Annotated in this window: 18 protein-coding genes; 1 reads left to right on the top strand and 17 read right to left on the bottom strand. The window is 76.2% G+C overall.

The window, feature by feature from the left end:
- Positions 1-47 precede the first annotated feature (47 nt).
- A complete protein-coding gene (locus tag GC089_RS07030; RefSeq protein ID WP_155377018.1) occupies positions 48-611 on the top strand; it encodes a DedA family protein in 564 nt (187 codons plus the stop codon).
- Between the two features lie 6 nt (positions 612-617).
- On the opposite strand, the gene GC089_RS07025 is transcribed toward GC089_RS07030, so the two are convergent.
- From GC089_RS07025 to GC089_RS06955, 17 genes are all read right to left on the bottom strand, one after another.
- Positions 618-875: a DUF3072 domain-containing protein gene (locus tag GC089_RS07025; RefSeq protein ID WP_155377017.1), complete on the bottom strand. Its 258-nt coding sequence runs from the start codon at positions 873-875 to the stop codon at positions 618-620.
- A gap of 57 nt (positions 876-932) precedes the next feature.
- Positions 933-1,346 carry a VOC family protein gene (locus GC089_RS07020; RefSeq protein ID WP_230685126.1) on the bottom strand — a complete coding sequence of 138 codons (414 nt, stop codon included), beginning with the start codon at positions 1,344-1,346 and terminating at the stop codon, positions 933-935.
- Between the two features lie 60 nt (positions 1,347-1,406).
- Positions 1,407-2,225: an isoprenyl transferase gene (locus GC089_RS07015; RefSeq protein WP_155377016.1), complete on the bottom strand. Its 819-nt coding sequence runs from the start codon at positions 2,223-2,225 to the stop codon at positions 1,407-1,409.
- A complete protein-coding gene (gene recO, locus GC089_RS07010) occupies positions 2,225-2,956 on the bottom strand; it encodes a DNA repair protein RecO (protein WP_155377015.1) in 732 nt (243 codons plus the stop codon). Before recO ends, GC089_RS07015 begins: the two co-directional genes overlap by 1 nt.
- Before the next feature lie 163 nt (positions 2,957-3,119).
- Positions 3,120-4,886 carry a 2-isopropylmalate synthase gene (leuA, locus tag GC089_RS07005; RefSeq protein WP_155377014.1) on the bottom strand — a complete coding sequence of 589 codons (1,767 nt, stop codon included), beginning with the start codon at positions 4,884-4,886 and terminating at the stop codon, positions 3,120-3,122.
- Positions 4,887-5,058: 172 nt separating this feature from the next.
- Positions 5,059-6,513, bottom strand: coding sequence for a PQQ-binding-like beta-propeller repeat protein (locus GC089_RS07000; RefSeq protein WP_155377013.1), 1,455 nt, complete (start codon positions 6,511-6,513; stop codon positions 5,059-5,061).
- A 10-nt stretch (positions 6,514-6,523) separates the two neighbouring features.
- Entirely contained in the window at positions 6,524-7,876 is a 1,353-nt protein-coding gene (locus GC089_RS06995; protein ID WP_196250852.1) for an RDD family protein, read from the bottom strand.
- A gap of 73 nt (positions 7,877-7,949) precedes the next feature.
- Positions 7,950-8,393 carry an FHA domain-containing protein gene (locus tag GC089_RS06990; RefSeq protein WP_155377011.1) on the bottom strand — a complete coding sequence of 148 codons (444 nt, stop codon included), beginning with the start codon at positions 8,391-8,393 and terminating at the stop codon, positions 7,950-7,952.
- Positions 8,390-9,652 (bottom strand): hypothetical protein, encoded by a 1,263-nt coding sequence (locus GC089_RS06985; RefSeq protein ID WP_155377010.1) that lies wholly within the window; start codon positions 9,650-9,652, stop codon positions 8,390-8,392. Before GC089_RS06985 ends, GC089_RS06990 begins: the two co-directional genes overlap by 4 nt.
- Positions 9,649-10,548, bottom strand: a complete 900-nt coding sequence (locus GC089_RS06980; RefSeq protein ID WP_155377009.1) for a PP2C family serine/threonine-protein phosphatase — start codon at positions 10,546-10,548, stop codon at positions 9,649-9,651. The genes GC089_RS06985 and GC089_RS06980 overlap by 4 nt, the downstream gene beginning before the upstream one ends.
- An 86-nt stretch (positions 10,549-10,634) precedes the next feature.
- Positions 10,635-11,468: a hypothetical protein gene (locus GC089_RS19990; protein ID WP_370514086.1), complete on the bottom strand. Its 834-nt coding sequence runs from the start codon at positions 11,466-11,468 to the stop codon at positions 10,635-10,637.
- Positions 11,357-12,280, bottom strand: a complete 924-nt coding sequence (locus GC089_RS19985; protein ID WP_370514085.1) for an alpha/beta hydrolase family protein — start codon at positions 12,278-12,280, stop codon at positions 11,357-11,359. The genes GC089_RS19990 and GC089_RS19985 overlap by 112 nt, the downstream gene beginning before the upstream one ends.
- Position 12,281: 1 nt before the next feature.
- On the bottom strand, positions 12,282-13,199 hold the full coding sequence (gene era / locus GC089_RS06970; RefSeq protein WP_155377008.1) for a GTPase Era: 918 nt from the start codon (positions 13,197-13,199) through the stop codon (positions 12,282-12,284).
- Complete coding sequence (locus GC089_RS18975; RefSeq protein WP_230685208.1) at positions 13,196-13,666, bottom strand: transporter associated domain-containing protein; 471 nt, start codon at positions 13,664-13,666, stop codon at positions 13,196-13,198. Before GC089_RS18975 ends, era begins: the two co-directional genes overlap by 4 nt.
- A complete protein-coding gene (locus GC089_RS06965; protein WP_230685125.1) occupies positions 13,561-14,532 on the bottom strand; it encodes a CBS domain-containing protein in 972 nt (323 codons plus the stop codon). The genes GC089_RS18975 and GC089_RS06965 overlap by 106 nt, the downstream gene beginning before the upstream one ends.
- A complete protein-coding gene (gene ybeY, locus GC089_RS06960) occupies positions 14,529-14,981 on the bottom strand; it encodes an rRNA maturation RNase YbeY (protein ID WP_155377007.1) in 453 nt (150 codons plus the stop codon). Before ybeY ends, GC089_RS06965 begins: the two co-directional genes overlap by 4 nt.
- On the bottom strand, positions 14,978-15,979 hold the full coding sequence (locus tag GC089_RS06955; protein ID WP_155377006.1) for a PhoH family protein: 1,002 nt from the start codon (positions 15,977-15,979) through the stop codon (positions 14,978-14,980). Before GC089_RS06955 ends, ybeY begins: the two co-directional genes overlap by 4 nt.
- Between the last annotated feature and the right edge of the window lie 46 nt (positions 15,980-16,025).

The raw sequence follows: 16,025 nt of genomic DNA, 5'->3' as shown, positions 1-16,025 counted from the left end.
ACGCAGGTCCCGACGGGGGTGCTGCGCACGCGCCGTAGGATCGAGCCGTGACGGAGGTCGTGCGTGCCTACGGCCTCGACGGCCTCCCCCTGGGGGCACTGCTCGTCGTGCTCCTCGTCGTGGTCCTCGCCCGGTCCCACGCCACGTACTGGGCGGGGCGGGCCGTCGCCCGCGGTGCCCGGTACGAGGGCGAGCGGCGGCACGGGCCTGCGCTGTGGCAGCGGACGGTCGACCGGCTCGCGCGGTTCGCGACGACACCGCTCGCGCGCACGGGTCTCCGGATGGTGCACCGGTGGGGTCCGGTCGCGGTGACGTTCGCCTACCTGACCGTCGGCGTCCAGTCGGCCGTGTTCGCCGCGGCCGGGCTGCTGCGGATGCCGTACCTGCGGTTCACGGTCGCGTCGCTGCCCGGGTCGCTCGCCTGGGCGCTCGTGTGGGGCACCGTCGGGATGAGCGCCGTCTGGGGCGCGCTCGCCCTCGCGGCGGGATCGCCCTGGGGGCTCGCCGTGCTCGTCGCGGTCGCGGTGGTCGTGACCGGGGTGGCGGTGCACGCGCGCCGGCGCCGCAGAGCGGCTCCGGCGCCGGCCACGACCGCGACCTCGGCGCGCTGACCGGGGTCAGTCCGGCGGCTCCTGCGCGACCCGCGGGCTGCTGCCCTGCAGCTCGTCGATCAGCTTCGACGCGTCCGCCTTGGTCAGGTTCTCCGGCACCTCACGCTCCGACTCCCGGGCCAGCGTGCTCAGGTAGCTGAGCTGCGCACCGGTGGCCGGCTCGTCCCCCGTCGCCCACTCGTCGGGGTCCTTGATCGTGCCCGTCTCGGGCGTGACGGACGTCGGCGTGTCCTGCGCCGGGGTCTGCTCCGAGTCGCTGGTCATGCGACTCACGCTACGTGCCGGGCCCGTCGCCCGCGCGTCGGGCCCGGCCGCGCGCCCTCACCCCTCGTGCGCGGGCGAGACGCAGAACTGGTTGCCGTCCGGGTCCGCGAGGACCGTCCACCGGAAGCCGTCCGGGAGCGTGTGCTCCCCGACGCGTGTGGCGCCCGCCGCCAGGGCGCCCTCGACCCAGGAGGGCACGTCCTCGACCGCGAGGTCGACGTGCACCCGGTTCTTGCCCGGCGTCGGGTCCGGCACCTCCTGGAAGCCCAGCGTGACGCCGCCCGGCGCGGCGGGCAGGACCATCGCGAAGCCCGGGTGCTGCTCGGCGCGCCCGCCGGTGCGCGCCGCCCACCAGGACGCGAGCGCCGCCGCGTCGGCGGTGTCGAACGTGACCATGCCGACGCGCACCGCGGGAGCGGTCGTGCCGGGGACGGGCGGGACGAGGGGGGCGGGGACGTCGTGGTCGGTCATGGACCGCACGCTAGCGGGCGGCGCCGACACCGGGCGGGCGCCGCCCTGCTGCCCGCCGCGTCAGGACGCCGGCGACCCGGTGGCGGGCTCGGTCGCGGACTCCGTCGCCGCTGCCGGCGCGTCCACCGCCCCGCCGTAGCGGCGGTCGCGGCGGGCGTACGTCTCGACCGCGCGCCACAGGTGGCGCCGGTCCACGTCCGGCCACGGCTCGTCCAGGAAGACCATCTCCGCGTACGCGGCCTGCCAGAGCATGAAGTTGGAGATCCGCTGCTCTCCCGACGAGCGCAGGAAGAGGTCCACGTCCGGCAGGTCGGGCTCGTCGAGGTAGCGCGCGAGCACCTTCTCGTTCACCTTCTCGGGCTTCAGGCGCCCCGCGGCGACCTCGCGCGCGACCGCCTGGGCGGCGTCGGCGATCTCCGCCCGCCCGCCGTAGTTCACGCACATGGTCAACGTGCAGGTGGTGTTGCGCACCGTCTGCCGCTCGGCCGTCTCCAGCTCCGCGATCACCGAGCGCCACAGCCGCGGCCGGCGGCCCGCCCACCGCACGCGGACGCCCCACGAGTCCATGAGGTCGCGCCGACGGCGCAGCACGTCACGGTTGAACCCCATGAGGAAGCGCACCTCGTCGGGCGAGCGGTTCCAGTTCTCCGTCGAGAACGCGTAGGCGGAGACGTACTCGACGCCGATCTCGATGGCGCCGGCGACGACGTCGAGCAGCGAGGCCTCCCCCGCGGCGTGCCCGGCGGTGCGCGGCAGGCCGCGCGCGTTCGCCCACCGGCCGTTGCCGTCCATGACGACGGCGACGTGCCGCGGGACGAGCTCGCGGGGCAGGACGGGGGGACGCGCACCGCTCGGGTGCGGCGGGGGCGGGACCGGCATCAGACCCTCTCGACCATCGGCAGCGAGCGCAGCCGGCGCTCGAGGTGGAACTGGCAGAACGCGGCGACCAGGCCGTTGCCCTCGGCGCGGTGCCGCTCGGCGCTCGCGTCGGCGACCGGCCAGTCACCGGACAGCAGCGCCGCGAGCAGCGCGAAGGTCTCGGGTGCCGGCGCCGCGGCACCGGGTGGCCGGCACCCCCCGCACACCGCCCCGCCGACGGCGACGGCGAACGCGTGGTGCGGCCCCGGCGTCCCGCAGCGGGCGCAGTCGGTGAAGCTCGGCGCCCAGCCGGCGATCGCGAGCGCGCGCAGCAGGTAGGAGTCGAGGACGAGGCCGGGGGCGTGCTCACGCGTCGCGAGCGCGCGGACCGCACCGACGAGGAGCCAGTACTGCTGCACGGCGGGCTCACGCTCGGCCTCGACGAGCCGGTCGGCCGTCTCGAGCATGACCGTGCCCGCCGTGTAGAGGGTGTAGTCCTCGCCGATGCGCCGCCCGTACGGGCCGAGCGTCTCGGCCTGGGTCACGACGTCCAGGTTGCGGCCGGTGCTCAGCTGCACGTCGACGTGCATGAACGGCTCGAGCCGCGAGCCGAACCGCGACGTCGTGCGCCGCACGCCCTTGCCGACGGCACGGACCTTGCCGTGCTCACGGCTGAGGAGGGTGACGATGCGGTCGGCCTCCCCCAGCTTGTGGGTGCGCAGGACGATCGCCTCGTCGCGGTAGAGGCTCACCGGGCCATTCTGCCCCGTGCCGCCGACACCCGGGCGTGCGGGTGCCGGCGGCACGGCGTGTCACGCCGGGACGCGGAGGTCGTCCGGTCCCGGCGTCCACCGGGCGCGGGCAGGGGTCGCCTGTGGTGCGCCGGTGGAGCCGGTGGGACGCGGCGGTGCCGCGTCAGCGCTCGTGCCGGTTGACGGCCGAGACGATCGCCTTGAGCGTCGCGGTCGTGATCGACGGGTCGATGCCGACGCCCCAGAGGATGTCGCCGCCGATCGCGCACTCCACGTACGCCGCGGCGGTCGCGTCGCCGCCCGCGGACAGTGCGTGCTCCGCGTAGTCGAGGACCGCCACGTCGACGCCCTCGGCGTTGAGCGCCGCCACGAACGCCGCGACCGGCCCGTTGCCGGTGCCGCGCAGCGTCCGCTCGACGCCCCGGTCGACCACGTCGACCTCGAGCGTGTCGTGGCCGCCCTCGGCGCTCGTCGCCCGCGTGCCGCGCAGCGCGAACCGACCCCACGGCTCGAGCGGGCCGCCGGGCAGCGCCGGCAGGTACTCGTCGCTGAAGATCGTCCACAGCTCGTCCGCGGTCACCTCGGTGCCGTGGCGGTCGGTGTGCTGCTGCACGACCTGCGAGAACTCGATCTGCAGGCGGCGCGGCAGGTCCAGGTCCCGCTCGGACTTCAGCAGGTAGGAGATGCCGCCCTTACCGGACTGGGAGTTCACGCGGATGATCGCCTCGTAGCTGCGACCGACGTCCTTCGGGTCGATCGGCAGGTACGGCACGGCCCACTCCGCCTCCGCGACGGGGGTGCCGGCGGCCGCGGCGCGCGCCTCCAGGGCGTCCAGGCCCTTCTTGATGGCGTCCTGGTGCGACCCCGAGAACGCGGTGAAGACCAGGTCGCCGCCGTAGGGGTGCCGCTCGTGCACGGGCATCTGGTTGCAGCGCTCGACGGTGCGGCGGATGCGGTCGATGTCGGAGAAGTCGATCTGCGGGTCGATGCCCTGGCTGAACAGGTTGAGACCCAGCGTCACCAGGTCGACGTTGCCCGTCCGCTCGCCGTTGCCGAACAGGCAGCCCTCGATGCGGTCGGCACCGGCCAGGAAGCCCAGCTCGGCCGCCGCGACGGCGGTGCCCCGGTCGTTGTGCGGGTGCAGGGACAGCACGACGCTCTCGCGGTGGTGCAGGTGCCGGCCCATCCACTCGATGGAGTCGGCGTAGACGTTCGGCGTCGCCATCTCCACGGTGGCCGGCAGGTTGACGATGACCGGCCGGTCGGGGGTCGGCTCGAGCACGTCCAGCACGGCGTTGCAGACGCGCACCGCGAACTCGAGTTCGGTGCCGGTGTACGACTCGGGGCTGTACTCGTAGAACACCTCCGTGTCCGGGATGAGCTCCTCGTACTTCTTGCAGAAGCGCGCCCCGGAGACGGCGATGTCGACGATGCCGTCCTCGTCGGAGCGGAAGACGACCTCGCGCTGCAGCACCGACGTCGAGTTGTACAGGTGGACGATCGCCTGCTTCGCCCCGGCGAGCGCCTCGTAGGTGCGCTCGATCAGGTGCTCGCGGGCCTGCGTCAGCACCTGGATGACGACGTCGTCGGGGATGCGCCCCTCCTCGATGAGCATCCGCACGAAGTCGTAGTCGGTCTGCGAGGCGGACGGGAAGCCGACCTCGATCTCCTTGTAGCCCATGTCGACCAGCAGCTCGAACATCTCGAGCTTGCGGGCCGGGCTCATCGGCTCGATCAGCGCCTGGTTGCCGTCACGCAGGTCCACGGCGCACCAGCGGGGCGCGTGCGTCATGCGCCGGTCGGGCCACGTGCGGTCCGGGAGGTCGACACGGATCTGCTCGTGGAACGGGCGGTAGCGGTGCGCCGGCATGCCCGAGGGCTGCTGCGGGTTGCGCTCGTGGCTGGGCGTGGCGCTGGGGGTGACGGTCATCGGGGTGTCCTTCGTCGCGGGTCTCGGCGGGCGATCAGCCGGGCACGGCGCACTCCGCGACGAGGAGCCGGCCTAGAGGGCCTCGTCGCGGCGACGAAGAAGGAGCGAGCGGAACGCCACGACGACGACCATACCCCCGCGGCGGCCGTGCGCCGCAACCACGCCCGCGGCGTCAGGGACGCCCGAGCACCACCGCCTCGCCGTCCGTGCGGGCGACGAGCACGCCGCCCACGCCTTCGAGGCCCGTCACACCGGCGGGCAGCGGCGCGGACCACACCCGCACGCCGTCGCGCAGGCCCCGCCCCACCAGGGCACGTCCACCGAGCCCGTCGGGCTCGGCCGCGATCACCAGGCGGCCGTCCGTGACGGGCGCGAACGGGACGGCCTCGCCCAGCGCCTGCTCCCACAGCAGCCGCCCCTGCGCGCCGTCGGCGACGCCCACCGCGTCGTCGCCCCACAGCACGACGGCGCCGTCGACCACCGCGACCGGGCTCTGCACCGTCGGCAGACGCCAGGCGACCTCCGTCGACGCCGGATCCAGCCCCACCACCCCGCTCCCGACGTCGCTGAGCAGCAGGTCGAGCGAGCCGTCGTCCGCGCCGAGCCGCGAGGGGACGCCCGGGACGCGGGACGCGGGCCGGCCGTCGCTGCCGTGCAGCAGCGCGCCCGTGCCCGTCGCCCACGTCGCGAACCGGCCGCCCGGCAGCGGACCGACCACGAGCCGGCGCCCTGCCGCCTCCTGCGTGACGACGTCTCCCGTGGTCGCCTCGAGCACCGTGACCGACGGCCCGCCGAGCACCACCACGTCCCCGGCGACGGTCAGCGACGGGCCGGCGCGGCTGCCGCTGCGCGCGGCGAGCGTCTGCGACGTCCGGTGCGACCACAGCACGGTGCCGTCGGGGCCGCTGCGCCGCTCCACGCGCACGCGCCGGTCGTCGTCGACGGTCGCGACGACGACGTCGTCCTCGACGCGGCGCAGCGCCGCCACCGGCGCGGGGACGCTCCACGCGCCGAGCCGCTGCCCGTCCCGGCCGTCCAGTGCGAGGACGTGGGTCGGCGGCACCGGGAGCCCGCCACGGCCCGTCACGGGCCGGGACGCCGTCCACCGGCACAGGACGACGTCGCCGGCCGGCGGTCCCGGCAGGCACGTGACCACGACCGGGTCGAGGCCGGCCCCGCGGCTGCGCTCCGTCGCCTCGACGCTCCACAGCACCTCGCCGTCCGCCGGGTCGTGCCCGCGCACGCGCCAGGCCCGCGGGGTCTCCTCGACGGTGACCAGGACGCCCGCGGCCGCCACGACCGCACCGCGTCCGGAGACCCGGGCGCGCCACAGCTCGACGGGCGGGCCGTCGAGCGGCCGCACGAGGCCCGGCACCCGGGCGATCGCGTCGGCGCGGGCGTCCGCGGCGCGGCCGGCGACCTGCGACGCGACGGCCGCGGCCGCGAGCAGCGCCACCGCCACGGCCGCGGCGGGCCACCAGCGGCGCCGCCGGTGCCGGTCCGCACCGGGACGGTCGTCGCCGTCGTCGTCCGGCGGCGGGACGTCGTCGGGCACCGACGCGTCCTCGTCGTCCACGTCGGTGAGGACGACCGGCTGCATCCGTGCAGCCGGGCGCACGCCCGCCATGGGGCCGACTCTAGGCCGGGCTCCCGTCCTGCGCGCGGTGCGCGCCCTGGTCGCGCAGCACGTCCGCGACCGACGACCCCGGGGTCGCGACGACCCGCAGGGACCGGTCGCCGAACACGACCACGGACCCCGGTCGCAGCCGCACCGGGTGGTCCACCCGGCACACGACCTGTGCACCGTCCGGCAGCGTGACGACGGTCCCGTTGGTCGAGCCACGGTCCGTCACCCACGCGCCGGACGCGTCCGCGCCCAGCTCGAGGTGCGTCTTCGACACCGAGCGCTCGGGGTCCGTCACGCGCACGACCTGCACGCCGGGTGCGGGCGACGGGTTGCGCCCCAGCAGCGCGACGCGCTCCACCGTGAGGGTCCTGCCGTCGTCCAGCGCGACGCGCAGCCCCCGCGCCGCGGCGCGGCGCGGCGCCGGGACGACGTCGGGACGGGGTGGGGCAGGGCGGGTGAGCTCGAGCTCGGGCGCCAGCCCCGCCGGCTCGTCGGCCTCGTCCACCGGCGCGCTCGGCCCGGGCGCGGCCGCCGCACCCGCGCGCACGAGGGGCAGGGCCCGGGTGTCGAGGTCGGGTGCCGCGCGGGGCGGGTCGAGCGGGGGCAGGACCAGGCTGCCCGTCGTGGCGGGGACGTCGGCGGCGCGCACCGTGCCGCGCGAGGCGACGGGACCGGCCGGCCGGGTGGCGGGGACCGTGCCGCGGACCGCGGCGCCCGGTCCCGACGTCGCGGCGTCGGGCGGTGCCGTGCCCGGCTCCGCGAGCGCGGCCCACCCGGGCGTGCCGGTGCGGCCGTCGCCGGACCCGCCGGACCCGTCCGGCGCGTGGCCCGTCCCGTCGCCGCGCCCCCGGACCGCACGGGCGGCGTGCGCGTCGCGGTGCCCCGCCGTGGAGGCCGCCGGCAGGGCCCGCAGCACCTCGGCGTCCACCGCACGGTCGTGCCACCCGCGGTTGCGCCCGGTGCGGTCGAGCGCGGGCGACGCGAGCACCGCGACCTGGCCGACGAGGCAGGCGAGCGTGCCCGCGGCGACGACGAGGCCCCGCAGCAGCACGCGCAGCACGCCGATCGGGCGGCGGCTGTGCACGTCGACGGTGCGCACACCGAGCAGCCGACGCCCGAGCGTCCAGCCGTACCGGCCGTGCAGCACCCACTGCGCGAGCGAGACCGCGGTCGCCACGCCGAGCCCGAGCAGCGCGCCGACCCCGACCGGGGCGACCACCACGGCGGCGTCGTCGGTCGCCGTCGTCGCGAGGGCCCGTCGCAGCACCTCGACGGTGAACGGCGCCGTGAGGAGGCCGACGAGCACCTGGTCGACCGCCACGGCGAGGAAGCGGCGTCCCAGGCTCGCCGGCGTGTCGGTCACGTCCCCGCCCGGGAAGGGCGCGCCCGCCCGGTGCGTCACGACCGGCCCCCGCGGCGGACGGCGGCGCGCGCGCTCACGCGGTCCGCTCCACGGTGAACGTCACCCCGTCGCCCAGGTCGACGACCTCGTCGGTCCCGACGACGCTCGGCTCGCCCGCGTGCAGCCGGCGCACGCCCTCGCCCGGACGCGACACGTGGACGCCGTTGGTCGAGTCGAGGTCCGTCACCACGACGTGGTCGCCCTCGAGACGGACCTCCGCGTGCGTGCGCGAGATGTCCTGGTTCGGGCTGGGCACGGTCACGAGCCGCGGCAGCTCGCGGTTGGTGACGCGCGAGACCTGCGGCGCGCGACCGAGCAGGACGGCGCGGTCGAGGTCCACGACCAGGCCGGTCGAGAGCACGATGCGCGCGGGCAGCGGCGCGGCCTGCGGGGTCGGGAACGGGCCGGGGACGGCGTCGTGCGTCCAGGCCGGCAGCCGGTCGCGCAGCCGCGCGAGGTCGCTCGACAGGATCGTCATGCCGTCGTGGTCGTCGTCCGACGGGTCGAGCGCGGTGCCGGCCGGGACGGGCTCGGACGCGGGCGGGGCCCACGGGTGCACGGCCGCGGGGGCCGCGACCGCCGCGGTCGCCGCCGTCGCGGCACCGGTCGGTGCGGCCGGCGGCGCCGCGACGACCTCCGGTACCGGGCTCGACTGCCACCAGCCGTCCTGGAGCACGGTGTCCTGCACGTCGTCCTCGGCGTCCAGGGCGGCGAGAGCACCGGGGGCCGCGTCGAACGGTGCGGACGCGGCGGCGACCTCGAGCGGCAGCGGCGTGGGTGCGGCCCCGCGTGGGGGTCGCGCTCCCCGTCCGCGGCGGGGACGTCGACCGCCTCCGCGACCGACGCGGCCGACCTGAGGCGCTCGGGCTCCGGCTCGGCCTCCGGCTCGGCCTCCGGCTCGGTCGCCGACCGGCCGGCGACCGGCTCCTGCGGTTCCGATGCGGCCTGCGGCTCCGGCGCGGCGTCCACCTCAGCCGCCGCGTGGGGCTCTGCCTCCGGCTCCGGCGCTGCCTCAGCCGCCGGCTCCGGCACTGCCTCAGCCGCCGGCTCCGGCACTGCCTCAGCCGCCGGCTCCGGGTCAGGGGTCGGCTCCGGCCACAGCGTGACCGCCTCGGCCCCGGCGGGCTCGGGCACCACGTCCACCGTCCCGGCCGCGACGGCCGGCGCGCCCGCGTGCGCGGTCGTGCCCGCACCGCCCGTCCGGGAGCCCTCCTCGGCGTCGCCGTCGCCGGCACCGCTGTCGCGCGGCTCCGCGCTCGTCGCCGCGTCACGGGCGACCTGACCGCCGGCGGCCGGCCGTCGCAGCACCGCCGCGCGCACCACGCCGGCGACCAGCGGCCAGCGCGGCGCCTCGGCGGGGGCGCCCGCACCGGCACGCAGCTCGAGGGCGACGACCCCCTCCGCGCGGTGCTCGGTCCACACGGCGTCCTCGCGGGCGGCCAGCACCTGCTCGCCGTCGGCGTCGCGCACCCGCAGCTCGACGGGACCGCGCAGCACCGCCCGCAGCCCGCCGTCCCGCTCGGTCGTCACCACCGCGAACTGCGGCAGCTCGGCGAAGCCGGCGGCCGCGAGCACGCCCAGCGCGGACAGCACGTCCCCGCCGGCCCGTGCGACGTCCCACAGCCCGGCGGCGACGTCGGGACGCGCCCCGGGTGCGACGAGCGCGAGCAGTCCGTCCGCGGCGACGGCCGTCCACTCCCCCTCGGCGTACTCGTGCGCGCGGGTGGCGTCGTTCATGGCCGGTCCTCCTGGACGTCGTGCGGGGCGGGGTCGGGGGCCGTCGGCCCGTCGGGGGGCGTCGTGGCGGGGATCCGGGGGGCGCGCGGCAGCGTCGCGCCGTTGAGCATCTCGTCCCACAGGAACGGCTCGACGTCGGCCGCGGGGCGCGGCGCGGTCGCCTGCACGTCGTCCGGCGCGGTCACCGTCGCCGCGACGTCGACGACGACGGCGCTGACGTTGTCGCGGCCGCCGTGCGCGAGCGCGTCCCGGACGAGCCGGGCGGCGGCCTCCTGAGGGTCGGCCACGGTGGACAGGACCGCCGCGATCGCGGCGTCGTCGAGCTCGCGGGTGAGTCCGTCCGTGCAGATGAGGAGACGGTCCTGCGGGCCGGCGGGCAGCAGCCAGTAGTCCGGCTCGGGTGGCTCCCCCGTGCCCAGCGCGCGGGTCAGGACGTGCCGCTCGGGGTGCCGCGGCACCTGGGCCGGCTCGATCTCCCCCGACTCCAGCAGCTCCTGGACGACCGAGTGGTCGACGCTGACCTGGGCCAGGGCGTCGTCCGCCCACCGGTACACCCGCGAGTCGCCGACGTTGAAGACGAGCCAGTACGAACCGCCGTCGTGCTCGGCGACGGCAGCCCCGGCGACGGTCGTGCCGCCCTGTCGGCCACCCGTGAACTCGTCACGGATGCGGGCCGACGTCCGCGCGAAGCACGCGTGCACGTCGTCCGCGCCGGCGCTCGTGCGCCCCGCGAGCTGCGCGAACTCCTCGACCGCGATCCGGCTCGCGAGGTCGCCCGCGTCGTGGCCGCCCATGCCGTCCGCCACGAGGAAGACCGGGGGGTACGCGAGCAGCGCGTCCTCGTTCACCTCGCGGACGCGGCCGCGGTCCGTGGCCGATCCCCACGCCGTGCGCACAGCACCACCCTCCCCGCCTGTCGTCCTATCGGCGCACATCGTGCCGTACCTGAGCCCTGGGGCCGCACCGACACCGGCGGGCCGCGTCAGATGCCGAGCTGGAACACGCCCCAGTACGCGAGCACGACCAGCAGCACGAGGCACGCGGCGAGCACGGTCCCGAGCGCGACGGACCGCACGACACCCGGGGCGACGGGCACGTGCGCCTCCCGGGCGGCGGTCGCGCGCCGCGCCAGCAGCACGGCCGTCACGACGGCCGCGACGCCGAGCGCGCGCACCACGAGCCAGCCGCCCTGCACGACCCACGCGTTGCGCTCGTAGTCGAGCGCGAGCCGGGCCACGGACAGCAGGTACCAGACGAGCGCGACGACCGTGAGCGCCGTCGTGACCGCCAGCGCCGCGAGGCGCAGGGCCACGCCGGGGGCGTAGCGGTGCGACTCGTCGGCGCGTCCGGCCTCGTGCGACGCGGACGTCACGGCCGCCCCCGGCCGCCCGCGGACCCCGCGTCGCACGAGCGCCGCGGCGCCGTGCGCACCGCGCGACGCGCCGACCGACAGCCCGGCGAGGACGAGCGCGGCGAGCGCGACGACGACGAGCGCCACCATGACCGTCCCGTCGCGCAGCCAGCCCGGCTCCGGCACGGGCGCGGCGAGGTACGGCTGCGTCGGCTGCGCACCCGCGGTGCGCGGCGCGGCGTCGGCGGTCGCGGGCAGGCCGAGCACCCAGCCCGACAGGTCCTCGAGGAACGCGGGCACGACCTCGCCCTCGACCCGGATCCCGTGGTTGGCGTCCTCGTAGTAGCGCACCGTCACGCTGTCGTTGCCCGCGACCGCGGCGTCCGCCCGGACCTGCAGGGCCCCCTGGACCACCGGCATCGACGCGTCGCCCGTGCCGTAGACGACGAGCACCGGCTGACGCATGCGCTGCTGGTAGGGCTGCACGTCGAAGTCGACGTACTCGAACCCCCGCCCGGCATCGACATGCCGACCGCGCGCGGGATGGCACGGAAGACGCCGTGCGGGACCTGCGTGTTGCGCAGGTAGGCGTCGGTCGCGAACGCGGCCTGCTGCCGCGGCGGCACGACCGGGGCGGACACGAGCACGACGAAGTCGAGCGCGGGGTCGTCGACGGCCATGACCGGCGCGATCCACCCGCCCTCGCTCTCGGCGTACACGCCGACGCGGGCCGCGTCGACCTCGGGCCGCTCGCGCAGGACCGCCACGGACCGCGCGTAGTCCGCCGCCATCGCCACGTAGTCGCGGTGGCTCGTGGTGTACGTGTCGAGGCGCTTGTCCGGCACCAGGGCGGCGATGCCCGACGCGGCGAGCGCGCGCGCCTGCGCGACGAACGCCTCCGTGAAGCGCCCGGTCCCGGCACCGTGCACGAACACCACGCCCGGGACGGGCTCGTCCGCGCCCACCGGCAGGCTCAGCCGGGCGCCGACGGTCGCACCGTCGAGCTCCACCTCCAGCTCCTCGGTGCGCACGTCGTAGCGCCCGGGCTCCGGCGCGCCCCCGATCGCCGTGCTCGTCGTCTCGACGCGCACGGTCTCCGTCATCGGCGCCGGCGACCACCCCGGCCCGAGCGCGGCGCCGACGACCGCGAGCAGCACGCTCACGAACGCGACGCTCGCGACGAGCCGGTACGCCGACGACAACCGGCTCGTGCGCGCGACCGACGCGCTCAGCGCGCGCGTCGTCCGGCGCCACGCGCCCGTGGCCCCCGCCCCCACCTCAGAAGCCCAGCCGACCGAGCTGCTTGGGGTCCCGCTGCCAGTCCTTGGCGACCTTCACGTGCAGGTCGAGGAACACGCGCGCGCCGAGCAGCGCCTCGATCTGACCGCGGGCACGCGTGCCCACGTCGCGCAGCCGGGCGCCACCGCGGCCGATGACGATCGCCTTCTGGCTGTCCCGCTCGACGAACAGGTGGACGCGCACGTCCAGCATGGGCGCGCCGTCGGACGCCGGGCGCTCGCGCGGGACGATCTCCTCGACGACGACCGCCAGCGAGTGCGGCAGCTCGTCCCGCACGCCCTCGAGCGCGGCCTCGCGCACGAGCTCGGCGACCATCACCTGCTCGGGCTCGTCGGTCAGCTCGCCCTCGGGGTACAGCGCGGGCCCCTCGGGCAGGTGCGAGACCAGCACGTCGGTGAGGACGTCCACCTGGTACCCGCCCTGCGCCGACACCGGGACGATGTCGGCCCACGTGCCGAGCTGGTCGACGGCGATCAGGTGCTCGGTGAGGCGCGCGCGCGGCACCAGGTCCGTCTTGGTGACGATCGCGACGACGGGCGTGCCGGGCCTGCCCTCCGGGGCGAGGTGCGCCAGCTGCTCGGCGATGTAGCGGTCCCCGGGGCCGATCTTCTGGTCCGCGGGCAGGCAGAAGCCGATGACGTCGACCTCGGTGAGCGTGTCGCGCACCAGGTCGTTGAGCCGCTCGCCCAGCAGCGTGCGCGGACGGTGCAGGCCCGGCGTGTCGACGAGGACGAGCTGCGCGTCCTCGCGGTGCACGATGCCCCGCACGACGTGCCGCGTGGTCTGGGGGCGCCCGGACGTGATCGCGACCTTCTGCCCCACGAGGGCGTTCGTCAGCGTCGACTTGCCGGCGTTGGGCCGTCCGACCAGGCAGGCGAAGCCGGACCGGTGGCTCATCGGGCTCCCTCCGTCTGGCGCTGGTCGCGGACCGCGGCGGTGCCGCGGGCGGGCGTCGTGGTGGCGTCCGTGTCGTCCTCCGGTTCCTCGGCGCGTCGCACCACGAGCGTGGCGAGGCGCTTGCGTCGTCCCTCGACGCGTTCGGCCTGCAGGTGCAGCCCGTGGATCACGGCCTCCGAGCCCGGCAGCGGGACCTTGCCCAGCGCCTTGGCGAGCAGGCCGGCGGCCGTGTCCACGTCCTCGTCCTCGACGTCGCTGCCGAACAGCTCCCCGAGCTCGTCGCGGCCCAGACGCGCCGGTACGCGGAAGCTGCCGTCGCCGAGGTCCTCGACGCCGGGCGCGCTCGCGTCGTGCTCGTCGGTCAGCTCGCCCACGATCTCCTCGAGCGCGTCCTCGATCGTGACGAGGCCGGCGATGCCGCCGTACTCGTCGACGACGAGCGCGATGTGGCTCGACCCGTCGCGCAGCTCGCGCAGCAGGTCGTCGACCGGCTTCGACTCGGGCACGAACACGGCGGGCCGCGCGAGGGACGACGCGGGCGCGTCCAGCGGGTCCTCGGCGTCCTCGGCCGCGAGGGGCGCAGCCGGCGCACGACGTCCTTGAGGTAGAGCACCCCGACGACCTCGTCGACCGACTCCCCCACGACCGGCACGCGCGAGTACCCGGACCGCAGCAGCAGCGCGAGGACCTTGTGCAGCGGCGTGTCGGCGTGCGTCGTGATCATGTCGGTGCGCGGCACCATGACCTCGCGCGTCAGCGTGTCGCCCAGCTCGAGGACCGAGCGGAACATCTCGCGCTCCTCGTCCTCGATCGCCTCCGACTCGCTCACGCGCTCGACCATGTCGCGCAGCTCGGCGTCGTCGTGCTCGACCGCGGACCCGACGGTCGGCGAGCGGCGGCCGACACCGCCCGCGAGCGCGGTCGTCACGAGGAGCAGGCGGGACAGCGCCGCGAGGACGCCCACCGGGTGACGGCGCGCGGTGCTGCGCGGGCTGACCCGCACGAGCAGGAAGGCGACGACCGCGCAGGCGGCGACCGCGAGCAGCGCCGTGGCCCACCACGACAGGCTGCCGGCGCTGATGGCGAGCGTGATCGAGACGGTGGCCGTCATCTCGCCCAGCAGCCGCACGAACGACGCGGCCTGCGCGACCCGTGCCGGGTCCTCGACGAGGCGGCGCACGCGCGCGGCGGCGCCCGGCCGCTCCGCCTCCAGCTCGGCGACCCGCGCGCGCGTCACGCGCAGGACGGCGACCTCACCGGCGGACAGCGTCGCGGCCAGCACGATGCCGACGACCGCGACCGCGACGAGCAGCGCGACGGGCACGTCGCTCATCGGCTCGCCAGGAACGTCAGCAGCAGCGTGCGCTGCAGGGCGAACATCTCCTTCTCCTCGTCCGGCTCGGCGTGGTCGTACCCGAGCAGGTGGAGGATGCCGTGGGTCGTCAGCAGGAGCATCTCCTCGACGGTGGAGTGCCCGGCCGCGCGCGCCTGCGTGGCGGCGACCTCCGGGCACAGCACGACGTCGCCGAGCACGCCGGGACCGGCCGGCTCGCCCTCGCGCCCCGGCCGCAGCTCGTCCATCGGGAACGAGAGCACGTCCGTGGGGCCGGGCTCGTCCATCCAGCGCACGTGCAGGTCGCTCATCGTCGCGGAGTCGACGAAGCGCACGAACAGGTCCGCCTGCGGGTGCACGTGCATCGCGTCGAGCACGAACCGCCCGAGCGCGGCGAACTCCGCCTCGTCGACCTCGTGCCCCGACTCGTTGCTGACCTCGATGCTCATGACCGGTCCCACCGCGCGTAGGCGTCGATGATCTCCCCGACGAGCCGGTGGCGGACCACGTCCGCGGACGACAGCCGGCAGAACGCCACGTCCTCGACGTCGCCGAGGATCTTCTCGACGACGCGCAGGCCCGACGTCGTGCCGGACGGCAGGTCGGTCTGCGTGACGTCGCCGGTGACGACGACCTTCGACCCGAAGCCGAGCCGCGTGAGGAACATCTTCATCTGCTCGGTCGAGGTGTTCTGCGCCTCGTCGAGGATGATGAACGCGTCGTTGAGCGTGCGGCCGCGCATGTACGCGAGCGGGGCGACCTCGATCGTCCCGGCCTCCATGAGCCGCGGGATCGACTCGGGGTCGACCATGTCGTGCAGCGCGTCGTACAGCGGGCGCAGGTAGGGGTCGATCTTCTCCGACAGGGTCCCCGGCAGGAACCCGAGCCGCTCCCCCGCCTCGACCGCGGGCCGCGTGAGCACGATGCGGTTGACGCGTCGCGCCTGCAGCGACTGCACGGCCTTCGCCATCGCGAGGTACGTCTTGCCGGTGCCCGCCGGGCCGATGCCGAAGGTGACCGTGTTGCGCTCGATCGCGTCCACGTACTCCTTCTGGCCCGCCGTCTTGGGGCGGATGGTGCGCCCGCGGGTGGACAGGATGTTGAAGGTGAGGACGTCCGCGGGGCGCGCCTGCGAGCCCTGCGTGAGCATCGCGACCGACCGGGTCACGACCTCGGGGCTGAGCGGCGTGCCGGCCGCGGCCATCTCGACGAGCTCGTCGACGAGCCGCGTCACGAGCGCGACGTCGCCGGCCGGGCCGGCGAGCGAGACCTCGTTGCCGCGCACGTGCACGTCGACGCTGCGGAAACCGTCCTCGATGGCGCGCAGCACCTCGTCGCGCAGGCCGAGCAGCTCGACCATCGACACCTCGGGCGGGACGGTGATGCGGTGCTCGATCCGCGCGTGCGGCGGCTCGGGGACGCTGGGGGTGGGGCTGGAGTCGGCCATGTGCTCGGCGGGCGCCGTGCGCTCCTTCGGTCGGGCGGCGTGCCGG

This window comes from Cellulomonas sp. JZ18 (assembly GCF_009720485.1).
GTDB lineage: Bacteria > Actinomycetota > Actinomycetes > Actinomycetales > Cellulomonadaceae > Cellulomonas.
This window is presented reverse-complemented; position numbering and strand designations above follow the sequence as displayed.

What these genes read in the sequence shown, in the direction of transcription:
- GC089_RS07025 (WP_155377017.1), bottom strand. Translation starts at nt 875, where the DNA reads ATGACCAGCGACTCGGAGCAGACCCCGGCGCAGGACACGCCGACGTCC.
- GC089_RS07020 (WP_230685126.1), bottom strand. Translation starts at nt 1,346, where the DNA reads ATGACCGACCACGACGTCCCCGCCCCCCTCGTCCCGCCCGTCCCCGGC.
- GC089_RS07015 (WP_155377016.1), bottom strand. Translation starts at nt 2,225, where the DNA reads ATGCCGGTCCCGCCCCCGCCGCACCCGAGCGGTGCGCGTCCCCCCGTC.
- leuA (WP_155377014.1), bottom strand. Translation starts at nt 4,886, where the DNA reads ATGACCGTCACCCCCAGCGCCACGCCCAGCCACGAGCGCAACCCGCAG.
- GC089_RS07000 (WP_155377013.1), bottom strand. Translation starts at nt 6,513, where the DNA reads ATGGCGGGCGTGCGCCCGGCTGCACGGATGCAGCCGGTCGTCCTCACC.
- GC089_RS06990 (WP_155377011.1), bottom strand. Translation starts at nt 8,393, where the DNA reads ATGACGATCCTGTCGAGCGACCTCGCGCGGCTGCGCGACCGGCTGCCG.
- GC089_RS06985 (WP_155377010.1), bottom strand. Translation starts at nt 9,652, where the DNA reads ATGAACGACGCCACCCGCGCGCACGAGTACGCCGAGGGGGAGTGGACG.
- GC089_RS19990 (WP_370514086.1), bottom strand. Translation starts at nt 11,468, where the DNA reads ATGCGTCAGCCGGTGCTCGTCGTCTACGGCACGGGCGACGCGTCGATG.
- era (WP_155377008.1), bottom strand. Translation starts at nt 13,199, where the DNA reads ATGAGCCACCGGTCCGGCTTCGCCTGCCTGGTCGGACGGCCCAACGCC.
- GC089_RS06965 (WP_230685125.1), bottom strand. Translation starts at nt 14,532, where the DNA reads ATGAGCGACGTGCCCGTCGCGCTGCTCGTCGCGGTCGCGGTCGTCGGC.
- ybeY (WP_155377007.1), bottom strand. Translation starts at nt 14,981, where the DNA reads ATGAGCATCGAGGTCAGCAACGAGTCGGGGCACGAGGTCGACGAGGCG.
- GC089_RS06955 (WP_155377006.1), bottom strand. Translation starts at nt 15,979, where the DNA reads ATGGCCGACTCCAGCCCCACCCCCAGCGTCCCCGAGCCGCCGCACGCG.